The sequence below is a fragment of the Streptomyces sp. NPDC037301 genome, assembly GCF_055602785.1.
In genome coordinates this window covers 86,271-111,719 of the sequence record NZ_JBVJWD010000007.1, presented here as the reverse complement: position 1 = coordinate 111,719, position 25,449 = coordinate 86,271, and the positions used below count along the sequence as shown (strand labels likewise).

Annotated in this window: 21 protein-coding genes and 1 pseudogene; 10 read left to right on the top strand and 12 right to left on the bottom strand. The window is 68.9% G+C overall.

Annotation, left to right across the window (positions count from 1 at the left end; all coding sequences use genetic code 11):
* The first annotated feature begins 26 nt into the window (after positions 1–26).
* Genes tal through ACZ7IB_RS14285 form a run of 6 tightly spaced genes read left to right on the top strand, consistent with a single transcriptional unit; the run spans position 27 to position 6,981 of the window.
* The gene (gene tal, locus ACZ7IB_RS14310; protein ID WP_470912709.1) at positions 27–1,154 is read left to right on the top strand and encodes a transaldolase; all 1,128 of its coding nucleotides are present in this window, start codon (positions 27–29) and stop codon (positions 1,152–1,154) included.
* Positions 1,151–2,866: a glucose-6-phosphate dehydrogenase gene (gene zwf, locus ACZ7IB_RS14305; protein ID WP_470912708.1), complete on the top strand. Its 1,716-nt coding sequence runs from the start codon at positions 1,151–1,153 to the stop codon at positions 2,864–2,866. The genes tal and zwf overlap by 4 nt, the downstream gene beginning before the upstream one ends.
* The gene (gene opcA / locus ACZ7IB_RS14300) at positions 2,863–3,798 is read left to right on the top strand and encodes a glucose-6-phosphate dehydrogenase assembly protein OpcA (RefSeq protein WP_470912706.1); all 936 of its coding nucleotides are present in this window, start codon (positions 2,863–2,865) and stop codon (positions 3,796–3,798) included. Before zwf ends, opcA begins: the two co-directional genes overlap by 4 nt.
* The gene (gene pgi, locus ACZ7IB_RS14295) at positions 3,791–5,476 is read left to right on the top strand and encodes a glucose-6-phosphate isomerase (RefSeq protein ID WP_470912705.1); all 1,686 of its coding nucleotides are present in this window, start codon (positions 3,791–3,793) and stop codon (positions 5,474–5,476) included. The genes opcA and pgi overlap by 8 nt, the downstream gene beginning before the upstream one ends.
* Before the next feature lie 15 nt (positions 5,477–5,491).
* Positions 5,492–6,370 carry a phosphogluconate dehydrogenase (NAD(+)-dependent, decarboxylating) gene (gnd, locus tag ACZ7IB_RS14290; RefSeq protein WP_470912920.1) on the top strand — a complete coding sequence of 293 codons (879 nt, stop codon included), beginning with the start codon at positions 5,492–5,494 and terminating at the stop codon, positions 6,368–6,370.
* Between the two features lie 5 nt (positions 6,371–6,375).
* Positions 6,376–6,981, top strand: a complete 606-nt coding sequence (locus ACZ7IB_RS14285) for a histidine phosphatase family protein (protein ID WP_470912703.1) — start codon at positions 6,376–6,378, stop codon at positions 6,979–6,981.
* Between the two features lie 35 nt (positions 6,982–7,016).
* On the opposite strand, the gene ACZ7IB_RS14280 is transcribed toward ACZ7IB_RS14285, so the two are convergent.
* A complete protein-coding gene (locus ACZ7IB_RS14280) occupies positions 7,017–7,262 on the bottom strand; it encodes a hypothetical protein (RefSeq protein WP_470912701.1) in 246 nt (81 codons plus the stop codon).
* On the opposite strand from ACZ7IB_RS14280, the gene ACZ7IB_RS14275 reads away from it, so the two are divergent.
* Positions 7,255–7,602 carry a hypothetical protein gene (locus ACZ7IB_RS14275; RefSeq protein ID WP_470912698.1) on the top strand — a complete coding sequence of 116 codons (348 nt, stop codon included), beginning with the start codon at positions 7,255–7,257 and terminating at the stop codon, positions 7,600–7,602. The two genes, ACZ7IB_RS14280 and ACZ7IB_RS14275, sit on opposite strands and share 8 nt — an antisense overlap.
* Positions 7,599–7,946 (top strand): hypothetical protein, encoded by a 348-nt coding sequence (locus ACZ7IB_RS14270; protein ID WP_470912694.1) that lies wholly within the window; start codon positions 7,599–7,601, stop codon positions 7,944–7,946. The genes ACZ7IB_RS14275 and ACZ7IB_RS14270 overlap by 4 nt, the downstream gene beginning before the upstream one ends.
* A gap of 163 nt (positions 7,947–8,109) precedes the next feature.
* Here the strand turns inward: ACZ7IB_RS14270 and ACZ7IB_RS14265 are convergent, their stop codons facing one another.
* Positions 8,110–8,247: a hypothetical protein gene (locus tag ACZ7IB_RS14265; RefSeq protein ID WP_470912692.1), complete on the bottom strand. Its 138-nt coding sequence runs from the start codon at positions 8,245–8,247 to the stop codon at positions 8,110–8,112.
* Positions 8,248–8,664: 417 nt separating this feature from the next.
* Here ACZ7IB_RS14265 and ACZ7IB_RS14260 point away from each other — a divergent pair, with 417 nt between their 5' ends.
* Positions 8,665–11,319 (top strand): amino acid permease, encoded by a 2,655-nt coding sequence (locus tag ACZ7IB_RS14260; RefSeq protein ID WP_470912688.1) that lies wholly within the window; start codon positions 8,665–8,667, stop codon positions 11,317–11,319.
* 555 nt (positions 11,320–11,874) lie between these two features.
* Here the strand turns inward: ACZ7IB_RS14260 and ACZ7IB_RS14255 are convergent.
* The 3 genes from ACZ7IB_RS14255 to ACZ7IB_RS14245 all read right to left on the bottom strand — a co-directional run bounded on the left by ACZ7IB_RS14255 (position 11,875) and on the right by ACZ7IB_RS14245 (position 13,448).
* Positions 11,875–12,261: a VOC family protein gene (locus ACZ7IB_RS14255; protein WP_470912686.1), complete on the bottom strand. Its 387-nt coding sequence runs from the start codon at positions 12,259–12,261 to the stop codon at positions 11,875–11,877.
* Positions 12,258–12,551, bottom strand: a complete 294-nt coding sequence (locus ACZ7IB_RS14250; protein WP_470912684.1) for an ArsR/SmtB family transcription factor — start codon at positions 12,549–12,551, stop codon at positions 12,258–12,260. Before ACZ7IB_RS14250 ends, ACZ7IB_RS14255 begins: the two co-directional genes overlap by 4 nt.
* A gap of 225 nt (positions 12,552–12,776) precedes the next feature.
* Positions 12,777–13,448 carry an HAD family hydrolase gene (locus ACZ7IB_RS14245; protein WP_470912682.1) on the bottom strand — a complete coding sequence of 224 codons (672 nt, stop codon included), beginning with the start codon at positions 13,446–13,448 and terminating at the stop codon, positions 12,777–12,779.
* Between the two features lie 156 nt (positions 13,449–13,604).
* On the opposite strand from ACZ7IB_RS14245, the gene ACZ7IB_RS14240 reads away from it, so the two are divergent.
* Positions 13,605–13,760, top strand: coding sequence for a hypothetical protein (locus tag ACZ7IB_RS14240; protein ID WP_470912681.1), 156 nt, complete (start codon positions 13,605–13,607; stop codon positions 13,758–13,760).
* Between the two features lie 525 nt (positions 13,761–14,285).
* On the opposite strand, the gene ACZ7IB_RS14235 is transcribed toward ACZ7IB_RS14240, so the two are convergent.
* From ACZ7IB_RS14235 to ACZ7IB_RS14205, 7 genes and pseudogenes are all read right to left on the bottom strand, one after another.
* Complete coding sequence (locus ACZ7IB_RS14235; protein ID WP_470912679.1) at positions 14,286–17,327, bottom strand: alpha-mannosidase; 3,042 nt, start codon at positions 17,325–17,327, stop codon at positions 14,286–14,288.
* Between the two features lie 91 nt (positions 17,328–17,418).
* Positions 17,419–18,262, bottom strand: a pseudogene (locus tag ACZ7IB_RS14230) (alpha-amylase family glycosyl hydrolase).
* A gap of 78 nt (positions 18,263–18,340) precedes the next feature.
* Positions 18,341–20,095, bottom strand: a complete 1,755-nt coding sequence (locus tag ACZ7IB_RS14225) for a glycoside hydrolase family 35 protein (protein ID WP_470912676.1) — start codon at positions 20,093–20,095, stop codon at positions 18,341–18,343.
* Positions 20,096–20,152: 57 nt separating this feature from the next.
* Positions 20,153–22,111 (bottom strand): glycoside hydrolase family 5 protein, encoded by a 1,959-nt coding sequence (locus ACZ7IB_RS14220; RefSeq protein WP_470912672.1) that lies wholly within the window; start codon positions 22,109–22,111, stop codon positions 20,153–20,155.
* An 82-nt stretch (positions 22,112–22,193) separates the two neighbouring features.
* Positions 22,194–23,039, bottom strand: coding sequence for a carbohydrate ABC transporter permease (locus ACZ7IB_RS14215; RefSeq protein ID WP_470912670.1), 846 nt, complete (start codon positions 23,037–23,039; stop codon positions 22,194–22,196).
* A 5-nt stretch (positions 23,040–23,044) separates the two neighbouring features.
* Positions 23,045–24,037 (bottom strand): carbohydrate ABC transporter permease, encoded by a 993-nt coding sequence (locus ACZ7IB_RS14210; protein ID WP_470912668.1) that lies wholly within the window; start codon positions 24,035–24,037, stop codon positions 23,045–23,047.
* Complete coding sequence (locus tag ACZ7IB_RS14205) at positions 24,034–25,308, bottom strand: ABC transporter substrate-binding protein (RefSeq protein ID WP_470912666.1); 1,275 nt, start codon at positions 25,306–25,308, stop codon at positions 24,034–24,036. Before ACZ7IB_RS14205 ends, ACZ7IB_RS14210 begins: the two co-directional genes overlap by 4 nt.
* Positions 25,309–25,449 lie beyond the last annotated feature (141 nt).

The following is a 25,449-nucleotide window of genomic DNA, read 5'->3' as shown; positions in this document are numbered from 1 at the left end:
AGGCCGCCAGAAAGAAGAGAGTCACTGTGAGCAACACCGCCGAACCCCTCAAGTCCCTCACCCAGGAAGGCGTTTCCATCTGGCTGGACGATCTGTCCCGCAAGCGGATCGCATCCGGCAACCTCGCCGAACTCATCGAGCGGAAGCACGTGGTGGGCGTCACCACCAACCCTTCCATCTTCCAGGCCGCCATCGGCTCCGGGGAGGGTTACGAGGAGCAGCTGGCCGACCTCGCCGTGCGCGGCGTCACGGTCGACGAGGCCGTCCGCATGATGACCACCGCCGACGTCCGCGCCGCCGCCGACATCCTGCGGCCCGTGTACGACGCGACCCGCGGCCGCGACGGCCGGGTCTCCATCGAGGTCGACCCGCGCCTCGCGCACGACACCGCGGCGACCGTCGCCGAGGCCAAGCAGCTCGGATGGCTGGTCGACCGGCCGAACGTGATGATCAAGATCCCGGCGACGAAGGCCGGCCTCCCGGCGATCACCGAGGTCATCGGCCTCGGCATCAGCGTCAACGTGACCCTGATCTTCTCGCTGGAGCGCTACCGCGAGGTCATGGACGCGTACCTGGCGGGCCTGGAGAAGGCGCAGGCGGCGGGCATCGACCTGTCCACGGTCCATTCGGTCGCCTCGTTCTTCGTCTCCCGCGTCGACAGCGAGATCGACAAGCGCCTTGCGAAGGTCGGCACCGACGAGGCGCTCGCACTCAGGGGCAGGGCCGCGCTGGCCAACGCCCGTCTCGCATACGAGGCGTACGAGGGCGTCTTCGGCGCCGACCGCTGGACCGCGCTCGCCACCGCGAGCGCCAACAAGCAGCGTCCTCTATGGGCCTCGACGGGCGTCAAGGACGCCGCGTACAAGGACACCCTGTACGTCGACGAACTGGTCGTGCCCGGCACGGTCAACACCATGCCGGAGGCGACCCTCGACGCCACCGCCGACCACGGCGACGTCCACGGCGACGCGGTGACCGGCGGCTACGCCCAGGCCCGCGCCGATCTTGCGGCCGTCGAGCGGCTCGGGATCTCCTACGACGAGGTCGTGAAGCAGTTGGAGGACGAGGGCGTGTCGAAGTTCGAGGCGGCCTGGGAAGACCTGCTGCGAGTGGTCGCGACGACGCTGACCAGCAAGGGAGTTGAGGGGGAATGAGTGAGCGCGAGACGCTTCCCGGTGGTGCCGCGCAGAATGCGCCCGCCGCGGCGGGCGGATCTGGTGACGCGGCCGTGGAACCGGGCGGCTTGACCGCCGGATCGGGTGGCGCGGCCCGGGAATCGGGCGGCGACGCGGCGGCGGTACCCGGCGACGTGTTGGGCGACGGGAGCGCTACCGCCCCGGCCCTCGACTGGAACAACCCGCTCCGTGACCCTCGCGATCGGCGCCTCCCCCGTGTCGCGGGCCCCTCGGGCCTCGTCATCTTCGGCGTCACCGGCGACCTCTCACGCAAGAAGCTGATGCCCGCCGTCTACGACCTCGCGAATCGGGGTCTGCTCCCGCCGGGCTTCTCGCTCCTCGGGTTCGCCCGGCGCGAGTGGGAGGACCAGGACTTCGCGCAGGTGGTGCACGACTCGGTGCGCGAGCACGCCCGCACGGAGTTCCGTGAGGAGGTCTGGCAGCAGCTGGCCGAGGGCATGCGGTTCATCCCGGGCGACTTCGACGACGACCAGGCGTTCAAGCAACTCCGTTCTGCCGTCGATGAGTTGGACGCATCTCGGGGCACCAGTGGCAACTACGCGTTCTACCTCTCGGTGCCGCCGAAGTTCTTCCCGAAGGTCGTCCAGCAGCTGAAGAAGCACGGTCTCGCGGACGCGCCGGAGGGTTCCTGGCGGCGTGCGGTCATCGAGAAGCCGTTCGGCCACGACCTGGCCAGTGCGCGCGAACTGAACGCGATCGTGCACGAGGTGTTCGACCCGGACCAGGTGTTCCGTATCGACCACTACCTCGGCAAGGAGACGGTCCAGAACATCCTGGCGCTGCGCTTCGCCAACCAGATGTACGAGCCCATCTGGAACCGCAGTTACGTCGACCACGTGCAGATCACGATGGCCGAGGACATCGGCATCGGCGGCCGCGCCGGTTACTACGACGGCATCGGCTCGGCCCGTGACGTCATCCAGAACCACCTCCTCCAGCTCATGGCGCTCACCGCCATGGAGGAGCCGGCCGCCTTCGACGCGGAGTCGCTGCTCACCGAGAAGCTGAAGGTCCTCAAGGCCGTGAAGCTGCCGGAGAACCTGGGCGAGCACACTGTGCGCGGGCAGTACGCGGCGAGCTGGCAGGGCGGCGAGAAGGTGCGCGGCTATCTGCAGGAGGACGGCATCGACCCCGAGTCGACGACCGACACCTACGCGGCCGTCAAGCTGGAGGTCGACAACCGCCGCTGGGCGGGCGTCCCCTTCTATCTGCGCACGGGAAAGCGCCTCGGCCGCCGCGTCACCGAGATCGCGGTCGTCTTCCAGCGCGCGCCCCATTCCCCCTTCGACTCGACCGCCACCGAGGAGCTCGGCGCGAACGCGATCGTCATCCGTGTCCAGCCCGACGAGGGCATGACGGTGCGCTTCGGATCGAAGGTGCCGGGTACGTCGATGGAGATCCGGGACGTCACGATGGACTTCGCGTACGGCGAATCCTTCACCGAGTCCAGCCCGGAGGCGTACGAACGCCTCATCCTGGACGTCCTGCTCGGCGATGCCAATCTCTTTCCCCGTCATCAGGAGGTGGAGGAGTCCTGGAAGATTCTCGACCCGATCGAGGGGTACTGGGACGCGCACGGCAAGCCCGCGCCGTACGCGTCGGGCAGCTGGGGTCCCGAAGAAGCCCACGAGATGCTCGCACGAGACGGACGGAGCTGGCGCAGGCCATGAAGATCGATCTGACCGACACCACGGCAAGCAAGATCAACAGGGCGCTCGTGCAGGGGCGCCGAGCCATCGGTACCCCCGCCATGGGCATGGTCCTGACGATGGTCATCGTGACCGACGAGGAAAACGCGTACGACTCGATCAAGGCGGCCGAGGAGGCGTCGCGCGAGCATCCCTCGCGCACCCTGGTCGTCATCAAGCGCGTCGCACGCACCCCGCGCGACCGCACGAACTCCCGCCTGGACGCGGAGGTGCGGGTCGGCTCGGACGCGGGCACCGGTGAGACGGTCGTCCTGCGCACCTACGGCGAAGTCTCCGACCACGCCGACTCGGTGGTCCTGCCGCTGCTGCTGCCGGACGCGCCGGTCGTCGTCTGGTGGCCGGTGGACGCGCCCGACGTCCCGGCGAAGGATCCGTTGGGCGCCCTGGCACAGCGGCGGATCACAGACTTGTACGCCGTCGAGGCCCCACTCGTCGCCCTGGAGGCCCGCGTCTCCTCGTACGCGCCCGGTGACACCGACCTGGCGTGGACACGGCTGACGCCGTGGCGCTCGATGCTGGCCGCGGCCCTGGACCAGGCCTGTAAGAAGGTTGTGTCGGCCGTCGTGGAGAGTGAGGCCGAGAACCCGAGTGCCGAGCTGCTGGCCCGCTGGCTGGAGGCCCGGCTCGAGGTCCCGGTCGAGCGCGTCGTCACCGCCGGGCCGGTCGTGACGGCCGTCCGGCTCGGAACGGAGAGCGGCGAGATCGTGATCGACCGCCCCGACGGCCCGCTGGCCACGCTTTCCCTGCCGGGCCAGCCCTCGCGCACCCTCGCCCTGAAGGTGCGCAGCACCTCCGAGTTGATTGCCGAAGAGCTGCGCCGCCTCGACGCGGACGAGATGTATGCCGTCGCCCTGCGCGGGGACGGTACCAAGGAGAACCCCCGTCATGTCTGACACACCCCAGCTCACGCACCGCCCGGAGTGGACGGCCCTTGAAGGCCACCGCGCAGGGGAGCTGCGTGACCCGCAGCTGCGTGACCTGTTCGCCGCCGACCCCGGTCGCGCGGAGCGTTACACCGTGCGGGCCGGCGATCTGCGCATCGACTACTCCAAGCACCTGATCACGGACGAGACCCTCGCCCTGCTCCAGGAACTCGCCGCCGTGACCGACGTGTTCGGGCTGCGGGACGCCATGTTCCGCGGCGAAGAGATCAATGTCACCGAGCAGCGTGCCGTACTGCACACCGCGCTGCGCGCCCCGCGCGACGCCGTCATCGAGGTCGACGGCCAGAACGTCGTCCCGGCCGTTCATGCCGTGCTCGACAAGATGGCCGACTTCTCCGAGCGCGTCCGCTCGGGCGAGTGGACCGGGCACACCGGAAGGCGGATCCGTAATATCGTCAACATCGGCATCGGCGGGTCGGACCTCGGCCCCGCGATGGCCTACGAGGCGCTGCGGGCCTTCACCGACCGCTCGTTGACCGTACGGTTCGTCTCGAACGTGGACGGCGCCGATCTGTACGAGGCCGTACGGGACCTGGATCCGGCGGAGACGCTGTTCATCGTCGCGTCCAAGACCTTCACGACCATCGAGACGATCACCAACGCCACGTCGGCGCGGTCCTGGCTCCTTGCCGGGCTCGACGACGGGGGCGCCTCCCGCTCGAGCGAAGCCGAGGGTGGGGGAGAGAAGGCGGTCGCGAAGCACTTCGTGGCGCTGTCGACGAACGCCGGGAAGGTAGCGGACTTCGGCATCGACACGACCAACATGTTCGAATTCTGGGACTGGGTCGGCGGGCGCTACTCGTACGACTCGGCGATTGGTCTGTCGCTGATGATCGCTATCGGCCCGGACCGGTTCCACGAGATGCTCGACGGCTTCCACCTCGTCGACGAGCACTTCCGCACCGCGCCCGCGGCGGTCAACGCACCTTTGCTGCTCGGCCTGTTGGGTGTCTGGTACGGATCGTTCCTCGGCGCCCAGTCGCACGCGGTGCTGCCGTACTCGCACTACCTGTCCAAATTTACTGCGTACTTGCAGCAGCTGGACATGGAGTCCAACGGGAAGTCGGTGGATCGCGACGGCAATCCGGTGGAGTGGCAGACCGGTCCGGTGGTCTGGGGCACGCCAGGTACCAACGGGCAGCACGCTTACTACCAGTTGCTCCACCAGGGCACGAAGGTCATCCCGGCCGACCTGATCGGTTTCGTCAACCCGGTCGACGAGCTGAGCCCCGAACTCAAGGACCAGCACGACCTGTTGATGGCCAACCTGTTCGCGCAGGGCCAGGCACTCGCCTTCGGCAGGACGAGTGAAGAGGTGCGCGCCGAGGGCGTGCCCCAGGAGCAGGTGCCGCACCGCACGTTCCGCGGCAACCACCCCACGACGACGATCCTGGCAAGCGAGTTGACCCCCTCGGTCCTCGGCCAGCTGATCGCGCTGTACGAGCACAAGGTGTTCGTGCAGGGCGCGATCTGGAACATCGACTCCTTCGACCAGTGGGGCGTCGAGCTCGGCAAGGTCCTCGCCAAGCGCGTGGAGCCGGCGCTCACCGACGGAGCGGACGCCCCCGGCCTCGACCCCTCAACCGCCGCCCTGGTGGCCGCGTACCGCACTCTCCGGAAGAAGTGAAACAGCATGACAACGATGCAATTGGGCCTCGTCGGCCTCGGCAAGATGGGCGGCGACATGCGCGAGCGGATCCGCCGCGTGGGCCACACCGTCATCGGCTACGACCGCAATCCGGACCTTGCCGACGTGAGCAGCCTGGCCGAACTGGTCGAGAAGGTCGAAGCCCCGCGTGTGGTGTGGGTGATGGTGCCCGCGGGCGGCCCGACCCAGCACGTCATCGACGAGCTCGGTGACCTCCTGGAAGCCGGCGACACCGTCGTCGACGGCGGCAACTCCCGCTGGACGGACGACGAGAAGCATGCCGAGGAGCTGGCGGCCAAGGGCATCGGCTTCGTCGACGCAGGTGTGTCGGGTGGTGTCTGGGGTCTCCAGAACGGCTACGCGCTGATGGTGGGCGGCGACGCCGAACACATAGCGAAGGTCCAGCCCATCTTCGACGCACTCAAGCCCGAGGGCGATGCAGGCTTCGTCCACGCGGGCAAGGTCGGCGCCGGCCACTTCTCCAAGATGGTCCACAACGGCATCGAGTACGCCATGATGCAGGCCTACGCCGAGGGCTGGGAGCTGTTGGAGAAGGTCGACTCCGTCACCGATGTGCGTGAGGTCTTCCGCTCCTGGCAGGAGGGCACGGTCATCCGCTCCTGGCTGCTCGACCTGGCCGTCAATGCACTGGACGACGACGAGCACCTCGACAAGCTGCGCGGCTATGCGCAGGACTCCGGCGAGGGCCGCTGGACCGTCGAGGCGGCGATCGACAACGCGGTGCCGCTGCCCGCGATCACCGCGTCGCTCTTCGCGCGCTTCGCCTCGCGGCAGGACGACTCCCCGCAGATGAAGATGATCGCCGCGCTGCGCAACCAGTTCGGCGGCCACGCCGTCGAGTCGGCGAAGTAACCGCCATGGGCGACCTCCTGCTGGTCCGCCACGGCGAAACCGAGTGGAGCGTGTCGGGCCGGCACACAAGCTGGACCGACCTGCCCCTCACTCAGCGCGGCGAGGAGCAGGCCAAGTCCCTCGCCCCGCTGCTCGCCGGGCGGACCTTCGGCCTCGCGCTCACCAGCCCGCTGGGCCGCGCCGTGCGGACAGCGGAACTCGCGGGCCTGTACGACGTCGTGCCCGAGCCCGATCTGCACGAGTGGGACTACGGTGCGTACGAAGGCGTGACGACCCTCGAGATACATCGCACCCGGCCCGACTGGTACCTGTGGAACGACGGGGTGCCGCCCGGCGCGGCCGGTCATCCGGGCGAGTCGCCGATCGAGGTGGGACAGCGCGCCGACCGCGTGCTGAACCGCATCGGGACGGCACTCGACAGCGGTGACGTGGTGCTCGTGGCCCACGCCCACTTCCTGCGGGTACTCACGGCGCGTCGCCTAGGGCTGCCCGCCGCGGACGGGCGGCTGTTCCAGCTGGCGACGGGGACGGTCAGCCGCCTCTCCACCGAGCACGGACGAGCTGTGATCGCCGAGTGGAACGCCACAGGAACTTCTGCGACCGTCCACTGATTTCTACAGTGCCGTAGAAACCGAAGAGGTTCCGGTCAGCCCCCCCCGCGGGCTGGCCGGGCGGCCTTCTCGCCGAATAGGTTCTGCGGGCCGATCCGGGTCCCGTCCTCATGTCCGTGGCTGCCCTGGCCGTTCTCGGCGGGCCGGCTGTCAGGCTGTCCGGCTGTCGCGAAGCTCGCACCGTCCTCGGTCGTCGAGAAGATTGCCGAAGCCGCCAAGATCGCCGCACAGGCCGGGGCGGCGACGACGGTTCCGGCGCCCGTGGAGACTTCCTTGTTCAAGTCCCGGGCGGACGAGGCACTGGCGGCACTTGGCGGCGTAACCCAGCACGAACGCACAGGACGGCGCGCCGGCTGTCCGAAGCCGGACACGATGTTCCTCGGCACGGAGATGCTCAAGTACGAGCTGCACTTTGATGTAACGATCAACTACTACTACTGCGCCAACGCCGCTTCCCCGGCGGCCTTTTGCGCATCGTCGGCGTATTTCCGGGCCGCGGGAGAGTTCGCGACCGTTGCGGTCAGGTTGGAGGACATCCCGGCCCGTGTGAACAAGGCCCTGACCGAGGGCACGAGGGTCGGCTCCCAGGGGTCCGGAAGCAGATCTCCGAGGTTGTCTTGAACTGCAAGACCCAGCATGTGGCCATTGGCGTGGTGACCGTCTCCACTGGGAGCGCGACGCCCACGGCACACCGCCGCGCCGAGGGATTCGGGGACTTTGCTCCCGACGATCCCGCTGCCGCGCTGGGCCTGTCCGACGGCCTCGTCGCCGACCTGTACGCGTGGGCGAAGAACATCGACACCACGCTGAACCTGCAGGTGCGGGACCGGGAGGACGGCCAGTACGACGCCGAGTGGCAGCGGCTGTTCCGCGAGGGAATGGACCTGGCGAGACAGGTCGCGCATGAGCTCCCGCCCGGACCGTCACCTACAAGGGCCTGGCACATGGCGGCCCGGCGGCGCTGACGTCTGTCACCTGGCAGGGAGACCGGGAGTTGTAAATGCGAGCCGCGCGTGGCCGGTGGAGCGGACAGGGAACTGTGTACCTCCGTTCCACCCGCCACGCCGCTACCAGGGGTGGGGCCGGCGGCCGCGCCACCGGCCCCAGTCAGGGCCGCCGAGCAGAGGCCTACCAGCTCCTCGACCTACGGAATCCGGCGTCCAGCACCACCGCGGCAACGGTCAGCAGATCCAGCAGTCCACCCGGGCGTGAACGCTTGGGGCGCAGTCGGCCGATGTCGGCCCGGAAGGATTCGAAGCTGTCCACGCAAGGCACTCCCTCCGCCTGCCAAGCGACGCGGGACCTCCTGACGGCCTTCGCCTGCGCCGGTCTCCTTGCAGCTTCGGATACCCCCACTTTCCCCGGCCCCGCCGGTGTCCCAGCACGGTTGGCAGGTCGGAGTGGGCTTGGCTGACGGACGGCAGGCCACCGGCGCCCGCGTCATGACCGGCCGACGGCACGGTGGCGCTGCCCGCGTCGTCAGCGGCCACCGGGCCGCCTTCCTGTACGGTGCCGCGCTCGCCGAGGCAGCGCCGCGGTCCCTCCGGACTGGACGCTCGGCAGTCCGGTACCACTGGTCCTGTTGACCGCGGCGTAGATCATCCAGCCGGTCTCCCGTGGCAGGGCTTCTCGCCTGCGGTGAAAATGGTGATCGGAAGGCAAATGAGGAGGTTGGCATCCGGTGTGAAGCTCTCCCGTAGCCGTGCTGCGTCCGACTCGCGGCTCGCGCTCGGCTCAGGCGCGGGTAGGAAAGGGCTCAAATCCGGTGCCCTGGGACCGTGGTCCTCCGTTGCCATCGGCCTGGCGTCCACCGCCCCGGCGTACAGCCTCGCGGCCACGCTCGGCCTCATCGTGGCGGCCGTCGGCCCGCAGGCCCCGGTCATCACCATGCTGGCCTTCGTCCCGATGCTGCTGATCGCGTACGCCTACAAGGAACTCAACGCGAGCAATGCCGACTGCGGGACCACCTTCACTTGGGCGACCCGTGCCTTCGGCCCGCGCACCGGCTGGATGGGCGGCTGGGGCATCATCGTCGCCGACATCATCGTCATGGCGAACCTCGCCGAGATCGCCGGCATCTACAGTTTCCGGCTCCTGGGCTACGACTCACTCACCCAAAGCAGGGTGTGGACCACCATCGCGGGCGTCGTCTGGATCATCGTGATGACCGCGATCTGCTACGTCGGCATCAAGATCTCGGCTGCCGTTCAGTGCTGGCTTCTGTTCATCGAGGTGGTCGTACTGGTGCTGTTTGCCGTCACCGCCCTGGTCAAGGTCTACACCAGTTCCCCCGAGACGGCGATCCATGTCTCCGCCTCCTGGTTCAACCCCTTCCAGGTGCCATCGGCCGAAGCGCTGACCTCGGGCATCCTCGCGGCCGTCTTCATCTACTGGGGCTGGGACACCGCCGTCACGGTCAACGAGGAGACTGCGGACAGCACGCGCATCCCCGGGCGCGCCGCCGTCATCTCCGTTGTGCTCCTGCTGGTCCTCTACGCCCTGGTCGCCACCTCGGCGCAGGCCTTCGCCGGAATCGGCTCCGCCGGAATCGGGCTGGGCAACAAGGCACACGCGGGCGACGTGCTCTCGGGCCTGGGCAACGCCGTCTTCGGCAGCCAGGGCCTCGGGCCCGCCCTCTCCAAGCTGCTGATCCTCATGGTGCTGACCTCTGCGGCGGCCTCCACCCAGACCACCATCCTCCCGATGGCCCGGACCGTCTTCTCCATGGCCGCGCACAAGACCATCCCCTCCCGATTCGCCCGCGTGCACCGCAGATACCTCACCCCGACATGGTCGACCGTCAGCTTGGGCCTGGCCTCCGTCGGCTTCTTCGTCCTCCTGACGACATTCAGCCACAACGTTCTGGCCGACTCCATCGGGTCGGTCGGCCTCGCGATCGCGTTCTACTACGGCCTCACCGGCTTCGCCTGTGTCTGGTACTTCCGCAAGGTGCTCACCCGCAGCCGCCGGGACTTCCTGTTCAAGGGCCTGCTGCCGGGTCTGGGCGGGCTGACGATGCTCTTCCTCTTCTGCTACGCCGCCTTCGGCGTCTACGCCGACCCCGACTACGGTGAGACCTCCGTCGATCTGCCGTTCATCGGGCAGACGGGCGGGGTAACGGTCCTGGGCCTCGGCGCCCTGCTGCTCGGCGTCGTGCTGATGCTGGTCGTCACGCGCGAACACACCGCGGCCCTCAGACTTCAGCGCATCCTGCTGCCTCACCGGCTGCCGCAGCGGACCGCTGTCGAGATGGCGAGCCGCTATGTGCCCGCCGACAGCCGGTCCGGGGTGGGCGGTGACTGGTTCGACGTCATCCCGCTGTCGGGCACGCGTGTCGGCCTGGTCGTCGGGGAGGTGATCGGCCACGGACTGCTCGCCGCCGCCACCATGGGGCGCCTGCGTACCGGCGTACGCGTCCTCGCCCGCCTGGACCTCGCCCCGGACGAGCTCCTCTCGCGCCTGGGTGACCTGGTCGGCCAGACAGCCAAGGAGCAGGCGGCCGCTCAGGGCGCAGGCGGCGCGCGGCCCGGGGATGACGAAGCCCTGGGGGTGACGTGCCTGTACGCGGTGTACGACCCGGTGTCGGGACAGTGCAGCATGGCACGTGCCGGCCATGCGCTGGCTGCGGTCGTCCTGCCGGACAGTGGCGTCGCCACCTACCCGGAGCTCCCGCCGGGCCCTCCGCTGGGACTGGGGGGTCTGCCCTACGAGACAGCGGAATTCCAGCTGCCGCGGGGCAGCCTTGTCGCCCTCTTCACCGACGGCCTCGTCCAGCCGGCCGCCGACGGCCTCGACGTCGGACTCGGCCTGCTCGCCGAAATCCTCGCCCAGTCCCGGCGTCCCGTGGAAGAACTCTGTGATCGCGCAGTCGCGACCCTGGTGCCGGGGCCGGCGAACGACGACGCGGTGCTGCTCCTCGTACGCACACGGATGCTCGACGATCACCGGGTGGCTGTGTGGGAACTGGCCGCGGAGCCGGCGATGGTCGGCAACGCCCGCACCATGGCCACGGGACAACTCGGAGCATGGGGATTGGACGAGCTGTCGTTCACCACCGAACTCATCGTCAGTGAGTTGGTCACCAACGCCATCCGCTATGCCGCCGGGCCGATCCACGTCCGGCTCATCCGTGACGAAACCCTCATTTGCGAGGTTGCCGACACCGGGCACACCTCACCCCATCTGCGCCACGCCGCGGCTGACGACGAGAGCGGCCGCGGCCTGTTCATCGTCGCCCAGATCGCGCAGCAGTGGGGCACGCGCTACACGCCCACCGGCAAGACCATTTGGGTGGAGCAGGCCCTGCCGGCAGCCCCTGCCGTCGGTGAAGCGCCCTGACAGAGCGTTTCGTCCCGGGACCCCCAGGCGGCATCCGTGCAGGCCACGGCCCCGACCCCTGGCCGCGGGCGACAGCCGTCGGTCAGGGGTCGGGGCCGTGGAGCCGTGGCAGACGTCGGACATCGGCGCCGCGGGGTCCAGGAGCTGCGCGCAGGCGTGTCGTGCACGGGGGCGCCGTCACACCGGGTTCCGTCGCCCGTGACAGACCGCCTCATGGCGCGCGGTGGAGGCGAGTCGAGGCAAGCGGCTTTCCATGGTCGAACGAGGATGTGATGCCATGTCCATGGCTCGAATCCGAGTCTCCCTGTTGGCGACGGCAGTCTGCACCGCGGGCACCTTGGCCGGCTCTGAAGATCAAGGACCAGCAGACCGGGGAGGTCGCCTCCGACCGGGAGACCGGCGCGCCGCTGTACACATTGACCGTGATGGGCCGTGGCCCCCGTTGTGACAAGCGCGGATACGTCTGCCTCGGCACCGTCACCGCCGCTGCCCTGTTGATATGGCTTCGAACTTGACCGCGGACGGCAGTTCGCGGCTGGCGCCTGCGCCGGGTCCTTACTTGCTGTGCACGATCTGGATCAGGTTGCCGCAGGTGTCGTCCAGAACCGCGGTGGTGACCGGGCCCATTTCCAGCGGTTCCTGGGTGAAGTGCACCCCGAGCTCGCGCAGCCGGTTGAACTCCGCACGTACGTCGTCCACGGCGAAGGAGGTGACCGGGATGCCGTCCTTGACCAGCGCCTCCCTGTACGGTTTCACCGCAGGATGGCCGGCGGGCTCCAGGAGCAGTTCGGTCCCGTCGGGGTCATCCGGTGAGACCACGGTCAGCCACCGGTCCTCGCCCAGCGGGACCTCGTTCTTCTTCTCGAAGCCGAGCACGTCGGTGTAGAAGCGCAGGGCTTTGTCCTGGTCATCGACGAAGACACTGGACAGGTGGATCTTCATGGGGTGCTCTCCGGTGTATCGGGCCTGAGCCACCGGGTCACGATGCGCTCAAGGGGTTCGGTGTTCAGATCGTGGAACTTGTAGCGGCCCTGGCGCCGCGAAAGGACCAGACCCGCGGATTCCAGTACGGCCAGGTGCTGGCTGATCGCCTGGCGGGACAGCCCCAGGCCGTGCTTCGTCACCAGCCGTGTGCAAATCTCGAACAGGGTCTGTCCGTCGCGTTCCACCAGCTCGTCCAGGATGCGCCGACGCGTGGGGTCGGCCAGTGCCTTGAAGACTTCCTCCGCCATGACCAACACCATAGGCAAGTGGTGGCTTGCCTATCAAGTCGGGTACCCCGGCATCGCCTGATCGAAGAGAAAGGCCCTGGTCAGCGTGTGGCTTCTGGTGACGGTGGTGCGCTACGTGCGGGCTGATCGCCGGCAGAAGGGCCGTCAGGCCGACGGAACGGACTGGACGGACAGCGGGCTCGTCTTTGCGACCGCGCATGCGAGCGCGAGCAGTGGGTGACGGCATCAGGAGGTCTGCGTCGTCGGCACGGTCAGCGCGGAGAGCAGCGTCAGGTCGGCCTGTTCGAGGCTGTCCAGCAGGGTGATTCGGTCGGCCTTGGCGATCGGCATGGCGGAGGGAACGGCCACCACCGAGCAGCCGGCGGCGCGCGCGGAGGCGACCCCGGCCGGAGTGTCCTCGACGGCCACGCAGGTCGAAGGGTCCAGCCCGAGTCGATCAGCGGCGGCCAGGTAGGGGGCAGGGTCGGGCTTGGTGCGCTCGGTGTCCTCGGCGGCGAGGGTGACGGTGAACCAGTGATCGCCGAGGCTGCCGAGGACCAGGTCTACTACGCGGCGGGGGGAGGACGAGACCAGCGCGGTAGGCACGGCGGCGTCGCACAGTTCGGCGAGCAGCGCCAGTGCGCCGGGCCGGGGGACGGCCTCGGCGGCGACCTTGCTGCTGAACGCGTCGCTGAGGAGTTCGGCCAAGGTATCCGCAGTGAAGCTGGTCCGGGTCATGCGGTACAGATGGGCGGCGGTGTGGTCGACGGCGCGGCCGAGCACCTCGGGCAGGTCCTCCTCGGTGAGGGTGTGGCCGAGGCCGGCGGCGAGTTCGGCGGTGACCTGAAGCCAGAGGCGCTCGGTGTCGACCAGGGTGCCGTCCATGTCGAACAGGACGGCGGCGGGGAGTGCGGGCATGGCGGTCCTACCTTTTTGGTCGTGGGTTGACTGATCACTTGTAAGGTCGGTGGCCCCGGGGATCTATGGCCGACATGGTGGAGCCGATGGAGTGGCTTAAGGGACACGGCTGCTCGGAGCCCCGCGACGACTCGACCGTCAATTGGGATGTGCGACTTGACCGCTTCGCGGGGCTATGTCGGTGAGGTCGGTCCTGGTGAAGGCGTTCCTCAAGGCGGCGTCCTCGCTGAGGGCGGCGTGTTGGAGGAGTCCCGCTCCGGAACTCCGCGAGGGGGCATCCTCTCTCCGCTGCTCGCCAACATCGCCGAGTGATCCGTTACGAAGAGTGCTGCCACCTTGCTGACTGTCACGGAAGTGGCCTGGCAACACATTGGGATGTCCCTACGAAGTCGGCGGGTGCGAGGGTCTGCGGGTGTCGTCCAGGGGCACGGGACTGCCTGCGGGCGTCCCCGGGGCGCGGGGAACGGTGCGGGACGGGGGACTGATGGCCGTGCCGGCGCTCGTCGCGGGGCGGCCGCACCGCCGCCGCCGAACGCTCACGGCCCGCGCTGAGCGCAGTCCCCCACCCCCCAGGCCGCGCCGGGCCGCTTCCGTCTGAGTTGGGCGTGGCCCGCGCGGACGAGCGGTGCCGGGGACGTCGAGGAGGGGTGACGGTAGTGCCCCCGGCGCTGTCCGGACCGGGGGCGGGTACGGACGGACGGATGGCCTGCCAGGAAACTGGCTCTGACGGCTCTGCGACAGGATTGCCTGGTCTCCGGATACCGCGGCACCCTCGCGGGGTGAGATCCCACCAGCACGCTGCGGACGGTGGAGACGGCCCGTCCCGGAAGGCCTCGGTCAGTCACCCGTCCGGGGCCTCAGCCGTAGAGTGAGGATCTGGAACGGGCGGAGTGCCAGGCGCACCCTTCGGCCGTCCGCTTGTACGGCGTCCACGTTCTCGCGCGGGTCGAGTTCGCGCTCCAGCAGATCAGTCTCGGCCACCGACGCCAGCGGGAAGCCGGCGGTCAGAACGGTTCGTGCGCGTCCGCCGTGGGCCTCGTAGAGGCGTACGACGATGTCGCCGGAACGATCGTCGGCAAGTTTGACCGCCTCGATGACGACGGCCTCGTTGTCCGCGGTGACTAGCGGTTGGACCTCGGTCGAGCCGGGGAGGCTGCGCTCCGGCTGGTTGAACGCGTAGCCCTCGCGGACGGCGTCGGCGATGTCGGCGCCGATGACGAACCCGTAGCGCAGGCGGTGGTGGCCCTGGTCGGCATCCGGGTCGGGGAAGCGGGGAGCGCGGAGCAGGGAGAGCCGGACTGTGGTGGTGGTGCCGCCGCCTGCGCGGACGTCTCGGGTGACCTCGTGCCCGTAGGTCGAGTCGTTGACCACAGCGGCGCCCCACCCCCGTTCGCCGAGGTGCAGGAAGCGGTGGGCGCAGATCTCGAACTTGGCGGCGTCCCAGCTGGTGTTGGTGTGGGTGGGGCGCCGGACGTGTCCGAAGGGGATCTCCGCACTGGAGTGGTCGGCCCGCACGTCGAGCGGGAAGGCGGCCTTGAGGAGCTTCTCCTTCTCGTGCCAGTCGATCTCGGTGTCGATGTCCAGGCGTCGGGAGCCTTTGGACAGGGAGACCAGCTGTTCGATGCGGGAGTCACCGAAGGTCCGCACGATCCGGACACCGCCTTCCTCTGCCCTGACCGAGTCGGCGTCGAGGAGGTTGTGAACGGTGTTGCGGTAGAAGGCGTCGATGTCCCAGGCGTCGTACTCGTTGGGGAAGTCCTGGTGCAGCTGGAGCAGGTTGGCGGCGGCGCCGGGGGCCAGCGCTTCGCGTTCGGCCGCGATGTCGTACGCCGAGGTCACCAGGCCCTGGGCATCGATCCGGACGCGGACCAGGCCGTTGTCCAGCACGAAGCCGTTCCCGCAAGGGACCGGGGCGACGGGTCGGCCCGGCGGCCGGGTCCGGAGCGTGGCGCCGAGGGCGGGGACACCGTCACGGGCGAATGGAGCGGCGTTGAAGACCACGGGCAGGTTGCCTTCGCCGGCGAGGGTGCGCTGGGCGGCGTCCGTGATCGCGCGCAGCTCGGCGGTGACGGCGGCGTAGGTCTGCTCCGCCTCCCGGTGCACCCAGGCGATGGAGGAGCCGGGCAGGATGTCGTGGAACTGGTGCAGCAGGACCGTCTTCCACAGCCGGTCCAGGGCCTGGTGAGGGTACGCGAATCCGGTGCGCACGGCGGCGGTCGCCGACCACAGCTCGGCCTCTCGCAGCAGGTGCTCGCTGCGCCGGTTGCCCTGCTTGGTCCTCAGCTGGCTGGTCAGCGTGCCGCGGTGGAACTCCAGGTACAGCTCCCCCTGCCACACCGGCGCGTCGGGGTATTCGGCGTGTGCCCGCTCGAAGAAGTCCGCGGGGCTCTCGATGACGACTCTGGCCGAGCCCTCCAGGTCGACGAGGCGCTCGGCCCGGGCCAGCATCTCCCGGGTGGGGCCGCCGCCGCCGTCTCCGTAGCCGAACGGGAGCAGCGAGCTGTTGGCTGCCTCCTTGTCCTGGAAGTTGCTGACGGCATGGGCGAGTTCGGCGCCGGTGATCTCGGCGTTGTAGGTGTCGACCGGCGGGAAGTGGCTGAAGATCCTGGTGCCGTCGATGCCCTCCCACCAGAAGGTGTGGTGCGGGAACTTGTTGGTGGTGTTCCAGGAGATCTTCTGGGTGAGGAACCACCGGACCCCGGCCAGTTTCATCAGCTGCGGCATGGCCGCGTTGTAGCCGAAGGTGTCGGGAAGCCACATCTCCTCGGTCTCGACGCCGAACTCATCGAGGTAGAAGCGCTTTCCATGGATCAGCTGCCGGGCGAGGGCCTCGCCGCCGGTGATGTTGGTGTCCGGTTCCACCCACAGGCTGCCGACGGGGAGGAACTGCCCCTTCTTCGCCTTCTCCTGGACCCGGCCGTAGACCTCGGGGCGGTGCTCCTTGAGCCAGGCCAGCTGCTGGGCCTGGGACATGGCGAAGAGGAAGCCCGGGTGGTCGTCCATGAGATGGGTGACGTTGGAGAGCGTCCTGGCGACCTTGCGGACGGTTTCGCGCAGCGGCCACAGCCAGGCGGTGTCGATGTGGGCGTGTCCGACGGCGGACATGCGGTGGGCGCTGGCGGCCGCGGGGGCGGCGAACGCCGGGCGCAGCACCTCGCGGGCGGCGGTGGCGCTGCCGGCGATGTCCTGCAGATCGACTGCGTCCAGGGCCCGCTCGATGGTGTGCAGGAGCTGCCAGCGGCGCGGGTCGGCCTCGGGCAGTTCGCGCATGAGCCCCCCGAGGACGTCCAGGTCGTGGACGAGTTCCCACACCTGCGCGTCGAAGACCGCCAACTCCAGTCGGAGCAGCTGGTACAAAGGTGCGCTCTCGGAGCCGACTCCCGTCATCCAGGAGGGCCGGTCCCCGGTCCGGGACGGGATGTGGTCATCGACCAGGTTGGGGTTGGCGGCGGCCTCGACGTAGTAGGTGAACTCCTCGCCGCCGACCGCCGGGTCGGCGACCGGAATATAGGCGTTGCGGGGGTTGAGGGCTTTCACCACGCTGCCGTCCGCCCGGTAGACCAGGCCCTCGGTGGAGAAGCCCGCGCCGGTGACGTTGAAGCCGAGGTCGATGACCGCCTCGACCCGCAGGCCGGCCCACTCCTCCGGAACCCTGCCGCTGATCCTGAACCAGCTCGTGGACCAGGGCGGCCCCCACCTGTGCCCGAGTGCCACAGGTTCGTACGGTGCGGCCAGGCCGTCGGACACGGGGACCGGTTCGCCCGGCACGCTCCAGATCGCGATCTCGACCGGGACGGGACGGGCGTGGACCGCGGGCCGGATGCGCTGGTTCAGCACCCGGTCGAGCCGCTGCTCGGTGAGGCGTCGCTTGCTGTGCATGGATTCCTCTGTCGTCGGTGGAGCACGGTGATCTGGTTGCGGCCGGCCGGCCGTCAGGAGCGGAGCGGGAACGGGGGCGTCAGACCGTCCATCACACCGTGGTGTTCGCGGCCGGCTCGAAGCTCGCGCCGTGGGAGCCGTTGGTGGGACTGACCGGGGAGCTGGCGAGCAGCAGACGCCGGGGTGCGGGGATGCGTACCGCGTCATCGGTGGTGTTCATCGTGCAGACGAAGCCCTGGCGGCGGAAGACGAGCACGCCCGCAGGTGCGTCGGTCCATTCGCCGGCATCATCTGCGCCGAGCCCCGGGTGCGTCCGCCGTACCGCGAGCGCGCGCGGTACAGCTCAAGCGTCGAGTCCGGCTCGCCGGCCTGGGCTTCGACGCTGAGGGCTCCCCAGCCCTCAGGCTGCGGCAGCCGGCTGCCGCCCGTACCGAAACCGTACGAGGTGCCTTCGACCGTCCACGGGATCGGTACCCGGCAGCCGTCGCGGAAACCGTCCTTCCCCTGGGAGCGGGCGAAGGTGCCGATCCCAGGCCCTCCTCCAGCGCTCGGAGGAACCACCCGTGCTGGTCGGGGGAGTGGTTGGGCACGAGGTCCACGATAATGCGCAGCCCGAGCGCGTGGGCGTCCCGGATCAGCGCGTCGGCGTCAAGCAGCGTGCCGAGTGCGGGCTGGACCGCACGGTGGTCGGCGATGTCGTAGCCGACGTCGGCCGGTGAGGAGGCGTAGAAGGGGTTCAGCCACAGGGCGTCGACGCCGAGCTCCTTCAGATACGACAGCCGGCTGCGCACGCCCGGGAGGTCGCCCACGCCGTCGCCGTCCCCGTCGGCGAAACTGCGCGGGTACAGCTGGTGGATGACGGCCTGTCTCCGCCAGATTGCCGGGGATCCGGCCGGGGCGGCGGTGTCATGGGCACCGGCAGGGTGCTGGGGCATTCTCGGTCCCTCTGGAGGTTCGTGTCGGCGTGGCCGGTCGGTCCACCGGCTGAAGCGTGCTGTCCGGTGTCGCGGACGTCAGTCCTCGGTGGGGCCCAGATCGGGAGTGCCCCGCAGTTCCACCGTGCGGGTGGTGGAGCCGTGCAGTTCGAGGACCGTGATCTCGTTCCGGCCGGCGTTCAGGACCGGTGCGGGGACGTAGAGAGTGGTCTGCGGTCCTCGGGACCAGTACCGGCCGAGTGCGAAGCCGTTGATCCAGACGTGGCCCTTGGTCCAGCCGTCCAGGGCGATGTAGCCGTCGGCCGGCTGCTCGATGTCCAGGTGTCCACGGTGGAACGTGGGGCCGACCGGGGGCGAGGCGGGCTCGAACGCGGTGAAGGACAGCCGGCCCAGATCGTCGAGAGGCAGCGGCCGGCTGTACCAGCCGTCCGGGGCCAGTGCGTTGACGGAGACCTCGCCGAGCAGTCCCTTGCGGTCGTGCATGCCCTGCCCGTAGTTGACCCTGCCCTGGTTCTCCACCAGCACGGCCAAGTGCGCGCCGCGCCGGGGGGTGTGGAAGGCGAGGGTGTGCTCATGGCTCTCGCGTTCCAGGACGCCGACCGGCTGGCCGTCGACGAAGACCTGGGCGCGGTCGTGCACCTCGGCGATGCGGAGGACGGTCGGCCCGGCCGCCGGGAGCGCCGTCTCGTACAGGATGAATCCGAAGGACTGGCCGAGCTGTTCCATGACCTGCGGGCGGTCGGCGTGCACCGCGCTGCCGAGCCGCTCGCACTGGTCCAGGAGGCTTGCGCATGCGGTGAGTTCGGCGACGGCCGGGGCAAGCTTGGGTGCGGGGGCGGGTACCGGCTCCTCGGGGACGGGCGCGTGCCGGGCGATGACCTCGCGGAAGGCGGCGTATTTGGGCGCGGGATCGCCGGCCTCGTCCAGCGGCGCGTCGTAGTCGTACGACGTGACGGTGGGGCGGTACGTGCCCTTGTCGTTGGCGCCGTTGGTGAATCCGAAGTTGGTACCGCCGTGGAGCATGTAGATGTTGACCGAGGCGCCGGCCGCGAGCAGCCGGTCGAGGTCCGCCGCGGCGTCGGCCGTGCTGCGGGTGACATGGGTGCCGCCCCAGCGGTCGAACCAGCCGATCCAGAACTCGCTGCACATCAGCGGCCCGGACGGCTGATGCGTGCGCAGTTCGGCGAGCCCGGCGTCCACCCGGCTGCCGAGATTGACGGTGCGCAGGACGCCGTCGAGGCCGCCGCGCTCCAGGTCGGAGGGCTGGTCGCAGGTGAACAGCGGTACGTCGACTCCGTGCCGGTGCAGCAGCTCCGCCAGATCCTCCAGGTAGCCGGAGTCGTCGCCGTACGCGCCGTACTCGTTCTCCAGTTGTACGGCGAGGACCGGGCCGCCACGCGTGGAGAGGTAACGCAGGACGGGCGGCAACAGGGCGCCGAGGTAGTCGTCCACCGCCTTCAGGAATCGCGGGTCGCGGCTGCGCAGTTCGATGTCCTCGTCGGCCAGCAGCCAGGAGGGCAGGCCGCCGCCCTCCCACTCGGCGCAGATGTACGGGCCGGGGCGGAGCAGCACGTGCAGGTCCTCGGCGGCGGCCAGATCGAGGAACCGGCAAAGATCGAGACCTGCGTCCAGCCGGAACTCACCCGGACGGGGCGAGTGGAGATTCCATGGGACGTAGGTCTCGATCGTGTTCAGCCCCATCAGGCGCGCCTTGCGAAGCCGGTCGGCCCACTGCTCCGGATGGATCCGGAAGTAGTGCAGCCCGCCGGAGATGATCCGCAGCGGTCGGTCGTCGAGACGGAAGCCGTCTGCGGCAACCTCGAGTCGTGGCATTGCCTTGGTCTCCTCGATGATGGAACTGATGGAACTGATGGAACTGATGGCGGTGGGTCAGCTCAGCGGACGACAGAGCAGTGCGTCGGGGACACCGCCGTGGTTCCACTTCCAGGTGAAGGCGACGCCGGCGACGTACTCCTTGTCGGTGCACTGACCCTTGTAGTAGCCGGGAGCCCAGTCACTCTCGACCGAGCCGCCCGTGGCGGGGCGGTTGTTGCCCTGGTCGAACCAGACGTTGCGGCCGTTGAGCGGCAGCGGTGCCGCGGACGGAGCGCAGAGCAGGCCGGCCATGGCGTTGCCACTGACGCTGTAGCCGACGGCGAAGGTGTTGTCGGGGCACTGGAGCTTGTTGTAGCCCGGGGCCCAGTCACCGTGGGTGACGTAGCGCTCGTCATGGACGGCCACCCAGTCACCGGCGCCCTTGGCGGGCTGGTTCGCGTCGGTGCACAGGCCGCGCTTGTCACTGCGGCCGAGGCCGGTCAGGCGCTGGCTGTCGGGGCAGTTGCCCTTGCGGTAGCCGGGGCTCCAGTCGCCCTGGGCGAGCATGCGGGAGGAGACGTTGTGGTCCCGGAAGTCGAGGTCGAGCATGTTCCAGTGGTTGACCTGTGCGACCGGACCGGAGACGCCCGAGGCGTTGACCAGCTTGTTCCAGTCGGCGGACCGCCAGTCACCGGAGTCGCTGAGGCTCTGTCGTTTGCCGGCGGTGTCGTAGGAGATCAGGGCCCAGGTGTCCTGCGGCGCGCCGTTTGCGCCGGTCCATCCGACCAGCGGCCAGATGGCGAAGTCGGTGTCGTTCTCGACCAGGATGTCGGTGAAGTTGCCGAACCAGGTCTTCTCCTTGGTGTCCTGCGACCCTCGGCCGCCGGCACCGAACTCGCTGATCCAGACGGGGGCGGTGAAGTGCTGGCCGGACTGGGTGACGAACAGGGCCTCGTCGTGCACCAGTTGCTTCAGCTTTTCGAGCGGGAAGTCCTCGTACGGCCAGTCGTTGGTGTGACCCGGTCCGCTGTCGGCACCCGTGTAGTTCGGCCCGGTGTAGCCGTAGAAGTGCGCGGCGTAGACCAGCTTCCCCGAGGTGGTGAGGGTGTTGGAGAGTTCGCGGACCGGGGTCAGCATCGGCCTGCCGTAGTCCAGCCCGTCCAGCGGGATGCCGTACCAGTTGATGCCCTCCATGATGATCAGCATGTCGGGGTCGGCCTGCAGGATGCGGGTGCCCGCCAGCTCGAAGGCCGCGTACACGTCGTGATCGTCGCCCCGGCCCCAGTTGGGATCGTCCCAGGTGTCGCGGCGGATCTCGTTGCGCAGGTCGGCGCCGACGACACGCTTGTTCGCCTTGTAGCGGTTCACCAGGAAGAGCCAGTCGTCCTGCCACTGCTGGGCGGACTGGCCGCTGTTCCAGCGCTCGTTACCGTCCAGGCCGCAGCAGAAGCGGTAGGTGGTGGTGTGGTTGTTGAGGATGACCGCGAACCCCTCGGCGGTCAGGGCCGCCACCACCGCGTCGAACACCTGCAGCGGGGTCTTGCCCTTCAGCTGCGGGTTGGCCGCGACCGCCGAGTCCGGTACGACCGTGGTGTCGCGCATCATCGCGTTGGCGAAGGGCAGCCGGATGCTGTTCAGCCCGAGCGCGTGGAAGTCGTCCGTGATCTGCTTCATCGGCGCGCGGTCCAGGCCCAACGGGATGTTGTGCGACATCTGGTCCGCTTGGTGGTTCGCGGGGTCGTTGACGTCGCCGCTGCCCTCGTAGGTGCCCTGGGCACCGGCCCAGTTGCCGGCCTTCAGCTTGAAGCGGTTGCCGTTGGCATCGACGATGTACCGCCCGCGGGTACTCAGCGGCCCCGTCCAGGAGGCTGCCAGCTGCGGTCCGGTCAGGGCAGTGGCGGTGGGGGTGGCGCCGGTGGGTGCTGCGACAGAACCGGAGGTTCCCGCGAGAAGGAGGGTGATCGCTGCTGCCGTGGCAGGCAGGATCCGGGAGAAGAATTTCCTGACGGCGGGAGCCGACCTATCGGATCTCATGAATGTCCCCTCCAAGGGTGGGGGTTGGGGTTGGACCTTCAGGTGGAGCGTCCCGGACCGGCGGTCCGGAGTCAGGTGCGGCTCAGCCCTTGAGGCCGCTGGTGGCGATGCCTTCGACGATGTAGCGCTGGGCGACCAGGAACATGGCCACCAGTGGTGCGATGGTCACGACGGCCCCGGCGAACAGTCCGGGCAGGTTGATGGTCTGTGAGGTGAGGAACGTCGACAGGGCGATCTGGGCCGTCCACGTGGACGGGTCCTGACCGATGACCAGCGGCCACAGGAAGGCGTTCCAGCTGTCGATGAAGGCGAGGGCGCCGAGCGAGGCGAGCATCGCTCCGGACGACGGCAACGCGATCCGGCGGTAGAGGCCGAGCCAGCCGAGCCCGTCCAGGCGTCCGGCCTCCTCGATCTCGCTGGGGAACTGGAGGTAGAAGTTACGGAAGAGCAGGACGGCGAAGGGGTTGAACAGCCCGGGGATGATGATTCCCCACAGCGTGTTGACCCCGCCCATGGAGCCCACGACGACAAAGGTGGGGACGAACGTCACCGAGCCGGGGATCATCAGCGTGGCCACCACCAGGGCGAGCAGGACGCCGCGTCCGGGTACCGGGATCCGCGCGAGGGCGTACCCGGCGGCCGAGGCGAGGAGCGTCGACACCGGGGCGGTGATCGCGGCGATCAGCAACGAGTTGCCGAGGGCCTGGCCCATGTGCAGTGCGGGGTCGCTGAAGAGCGAGCTGAAGTTCTCCCAGTGCATCGTCGACGGCCACCAGGTCCACTCCGGTGACGTCAGGCCCTGCGTGTCCATCAGTGCGTTGCGCAGCATCAGGTAGAAGGGCGCCAGGAACACTGCCGTCAGCAGGCCGGCCAGCAGGCCGCGCATGGACCGGCGTACTACCTGCGGCAGTTGTCGTGTTGTTGTCATGTTGCTCACTCCTCACCCTTGCCGAAGCCGGTGAGCCGGCCCTGGATCAGGGTCACACCGACGATGAGGGCGGTGAGTACGAAGGCTCCGGCCGATCCGAGGCCGTAGTTCTGGGAGCCCATCGCGGTGTCGTAGAGGTAGCCCAGAGGGGTTCGGACCGGGGCCGCGAATGCCCCGGACAGCCCGCTGTTGAACAGGTTGTAGAACTCGTCGAACGCCTGGAAGGCGGCGATGAACTGCAGCATCAGGACGGCCACCGAGGTGTTGCGCAGCATTGGCAGGGTGATCCTGCGCAGCAGGCGCAGGCCGGTGGCGCCGTCGAGGGCGGCGGCCTCGTACATCTCCTTGGGGATGGCCTGGAGCCCGGCCAGGAAGAGCACCATGTAGAAGCCGACCTGGAGCCAGAGGCGGAGGGTGATGAGGACGACCCAGTACAGCGGTGGCGAGGTGGTCTGCAGCCACGGGACGGCATCCATGCCGAACCATCCGCCGATCGTGTTGGCGATGCCGGTCGGCAGCCCGTTGAACAGGCACATCTTCCACAGCAGGGAGGCTGCGACGTAGGAGACGGCGGCCGGGATCAGGAAGGCGGTGCGCAGCACGGCCCGGCCGCGCCGGATCCGGTGCACCAGCAGCGCCAGCCCCAGCGAGGCGGCGAACGTCACCGGCACGATGAACACCGTGAACAGCAGGATCTGGCCGAGCGACTTGCGGAACACCGCATCGGAGAGCAGCGCCTGGTAGTTGTCCAGGCCGACCCAGTGACCCAGGGCGATGCTGCCGCGGGCCTCACTGAGGCTGAGCAGGAAGCTCCAGCCGATGGCGACGTACTTGAAGAGGCCCAGGCCGATCAGCAGGGGCCCGGCGAGCAGTGCGAACGCTCCCCAGGCACGCCAGTCCGGGCGGGAACGGCGGACCGGGGCGGTGCCCCGCGGCTCGGACGCGGGGCACCCGACACGCTCGTGGTGAAGCGTGGGTGGAGGTGCGGACTTCATCATGCGCGCTGCTTGTCGATCTCGCCCTGGGCCTTCTTGGCCGCGTCGGCCAGGAGCCGCTCCGCATCGCCCTTCCCGCCGACGATCTTCGCCGCAGCCGCGGTGAAGAGGGAGCTCACAGCACTGTTCCAGGTGCTGGGGTTGTTCCTGCCGTACTTGGCGGCCAGTTCGACGGTCTCCTTGGCGGGCCCCTGGGTGAGCTTGTCGGCGGTGGCGGCGACGGACGTGCGCGGCGGGATGTGGAGGCCGTAGCTCTGCGACCAGTCCGTCTGGAGGTCGGTCTGCTGGATCCAGAGCCACCGGACGAACTTCTTGGCCGCGTCCACGTTCTTGCCCTTGGCGTTGACGCAGGTGCTCCAGCCGCCGACGCGCACCGCGGGCTTGCCGCCGGGCTTGAAGGCGGGCCACGGCAGGACGCCGAAGTCGTCACCGAGCGCGGTCTTGATGGCGGGCATCGACCAGAGGCCGCCCCACTGCATCGGGACGACGTTCTGGGTGAGGGCGGCGGGATCCCACCAGTCGGTGGTGAAACCGAGCAGCAGGGACCGGTCGTCGTGAAGGCGCTTGAGCCCGGCCACGGCCTCGGCGGCCTGGGGGGAGCCGAAGCCCGCCTTGCCGTCGACGGTGACGAGGTCGCCGCCGTTGGAGAACACGGACAGGATGGCGCTGTCGCCCAGGCCGTTCTGGCCGACGAACAGACCCTTGGTCTTCTTGGAGCTCAGGGCCTTGGCCGCGTCGGCGAGTGCGTCGAAGCTGTCGGGCGGGGTGATGCCGGCCTTGGACAGCACGCTCTTGCGGTAGTAGAGCATCATGACGTCGTCGAGCGTCTTGACGCCGTAGAGCTTGCCGTCGACGGTCACCATGTCGCGGGCGCCCGGGTTGAAGTCGGACTTGGCACTGCCGTAGATGTCGTCCAGCTGGGCTATCTGGCCGTGCCGGGCGAGGCTCTCGCTGAAGTCGCCGATCTCGAAGACGTCCGGGGCCGAGTCGGTGAGCAGGGTCGCGTAGAGCTTGCTGCTGTAGTCGCCCGGGGTCCAGGTGACCTTGACCGCGATGTCCGGGTTGGCCTTGGTGAACGCGGTGGCATAACGGGTGAGGGCCTGCTGGGTGCCGGCCTCGCCGTAGGCGTGGGACCAGACATTCAGGGTGGTCTTCGCACCGGAGGAGCCACCGCCGGCCGGGTCGGTACTGCAGCCGACCGCCGCTCCGGCGACGAACAGGATGGATCCGCCGAGGAATCCTCTGCGGCTAAGCTTGGAGCTCCGTGCGCTCACTTCGCGTCCTTCAGGTTGAGAGGGTCGGGTGTACGTGTTGTTGTCCGGCGCAGCCGGTGTCCGGCATTCACAGTTGGCAGACGGTGATGGACATCGGTTGCGCCGGAAGCTTGGGCCGGCGAACGGGATGGTGATACTCGT

Excerpts from the sequence above, each read along its gene's own strand:
- ACZ7IB_RS14215 (WP_470912670.1), bottom strand. The coding sequence starts at position 23,039 with ATGACAACAACACGACAACTGCCGCAGGTAGTACGCCGGTCCATGCGC.
- opcA (WP_470912706.1), top strand. The coding sequence starts at position 2,863 with ATGAAGATCGATCTGACCGACACCACGGCAAGCAAGATCAACAGGGCG.
- zwf (WP_470912708.1), top strand. The coding sequence starts at position 1,151 with ATGAGTGAGCGCGAGACGCTTCCCGGTGGTGCCGCGCAGAATGCGCCC.
- ACZ7IB_RS14245 (WP_470912682.1), bottom strand. The coding sequence starts at position 13,448 with ATGCCCGCACTCCCCGCCGCCGTCCTGTTCGACATGGACGGCACCCTG.
- ACZ7IB_RS14255 (WP_470912686.1), bottom strand. The coding sequence starts at position 12,261 with ATGAAGATCCACCTGTCCAGTGTCTTCGTCGATGACCAGGACAAAGCC.
- ACZ7IB_RS14250 (WP_470912684.1), bottom strand. The coding sequence starts at position 12,551 with ATGGCGGAGGAAGTCTTCAAGGCACTGGCCGACCCCACGCGTCGGCGC.
- gnd (WP_470912920.1), top strand. The coding sequence starts at position 5,492 with ATGCAATTGGGCCTCGTCGGCCTCGGCAAGATGGGCGGCGACATGCGC.
- pgi (WP_470912705.1), top strand. The coding sequence starts at position 3,791 with ATGTCTGACACACCCCAGCTCACGCACCGCCCGGAGTGGACGGCCCTT.
- ACZ7IB_RS14235 (WP_470912679.1), bottom strand. The coding sequence starts at position 17,327 with ATGCACAGCAAGCGACGCCTCACCGAGCAGCGGCTCGACCGGGTGCTG.
- ACZ7IB_RS14285 (WP_470912703.1), top strand. The coding sequence starts at position 6,376 with ATGGGCGACCTCCTGCTGGTCCGCCACGGCGAAACCGAGTGGAGCGTG.
- ACZ7IB_RS14220 (WP_470912672.1), bottom strand. The coding sequence starts at position 22,111 with ATGAGATCCGATAGGTCGGCTCCCGCCGTCAGGAAATTCTTCTCCCGG.
- ACZ7IB_RS14225 (WP_470912676.1), bottom strand. The coding sequence starts at position 20,095 with ATGCCACGACTCGAGGTTGCCGCAGACGGCTTCCGTCTCGACGACCGA.
- ACZ7IB_RS14210 (WP_470912668.1), bottom strand. The coding sequence starts at position 24,037 with ATGATGAAGTCCGCACCTCCACCCACGCTTCACCACGAGCGTGTCGGG.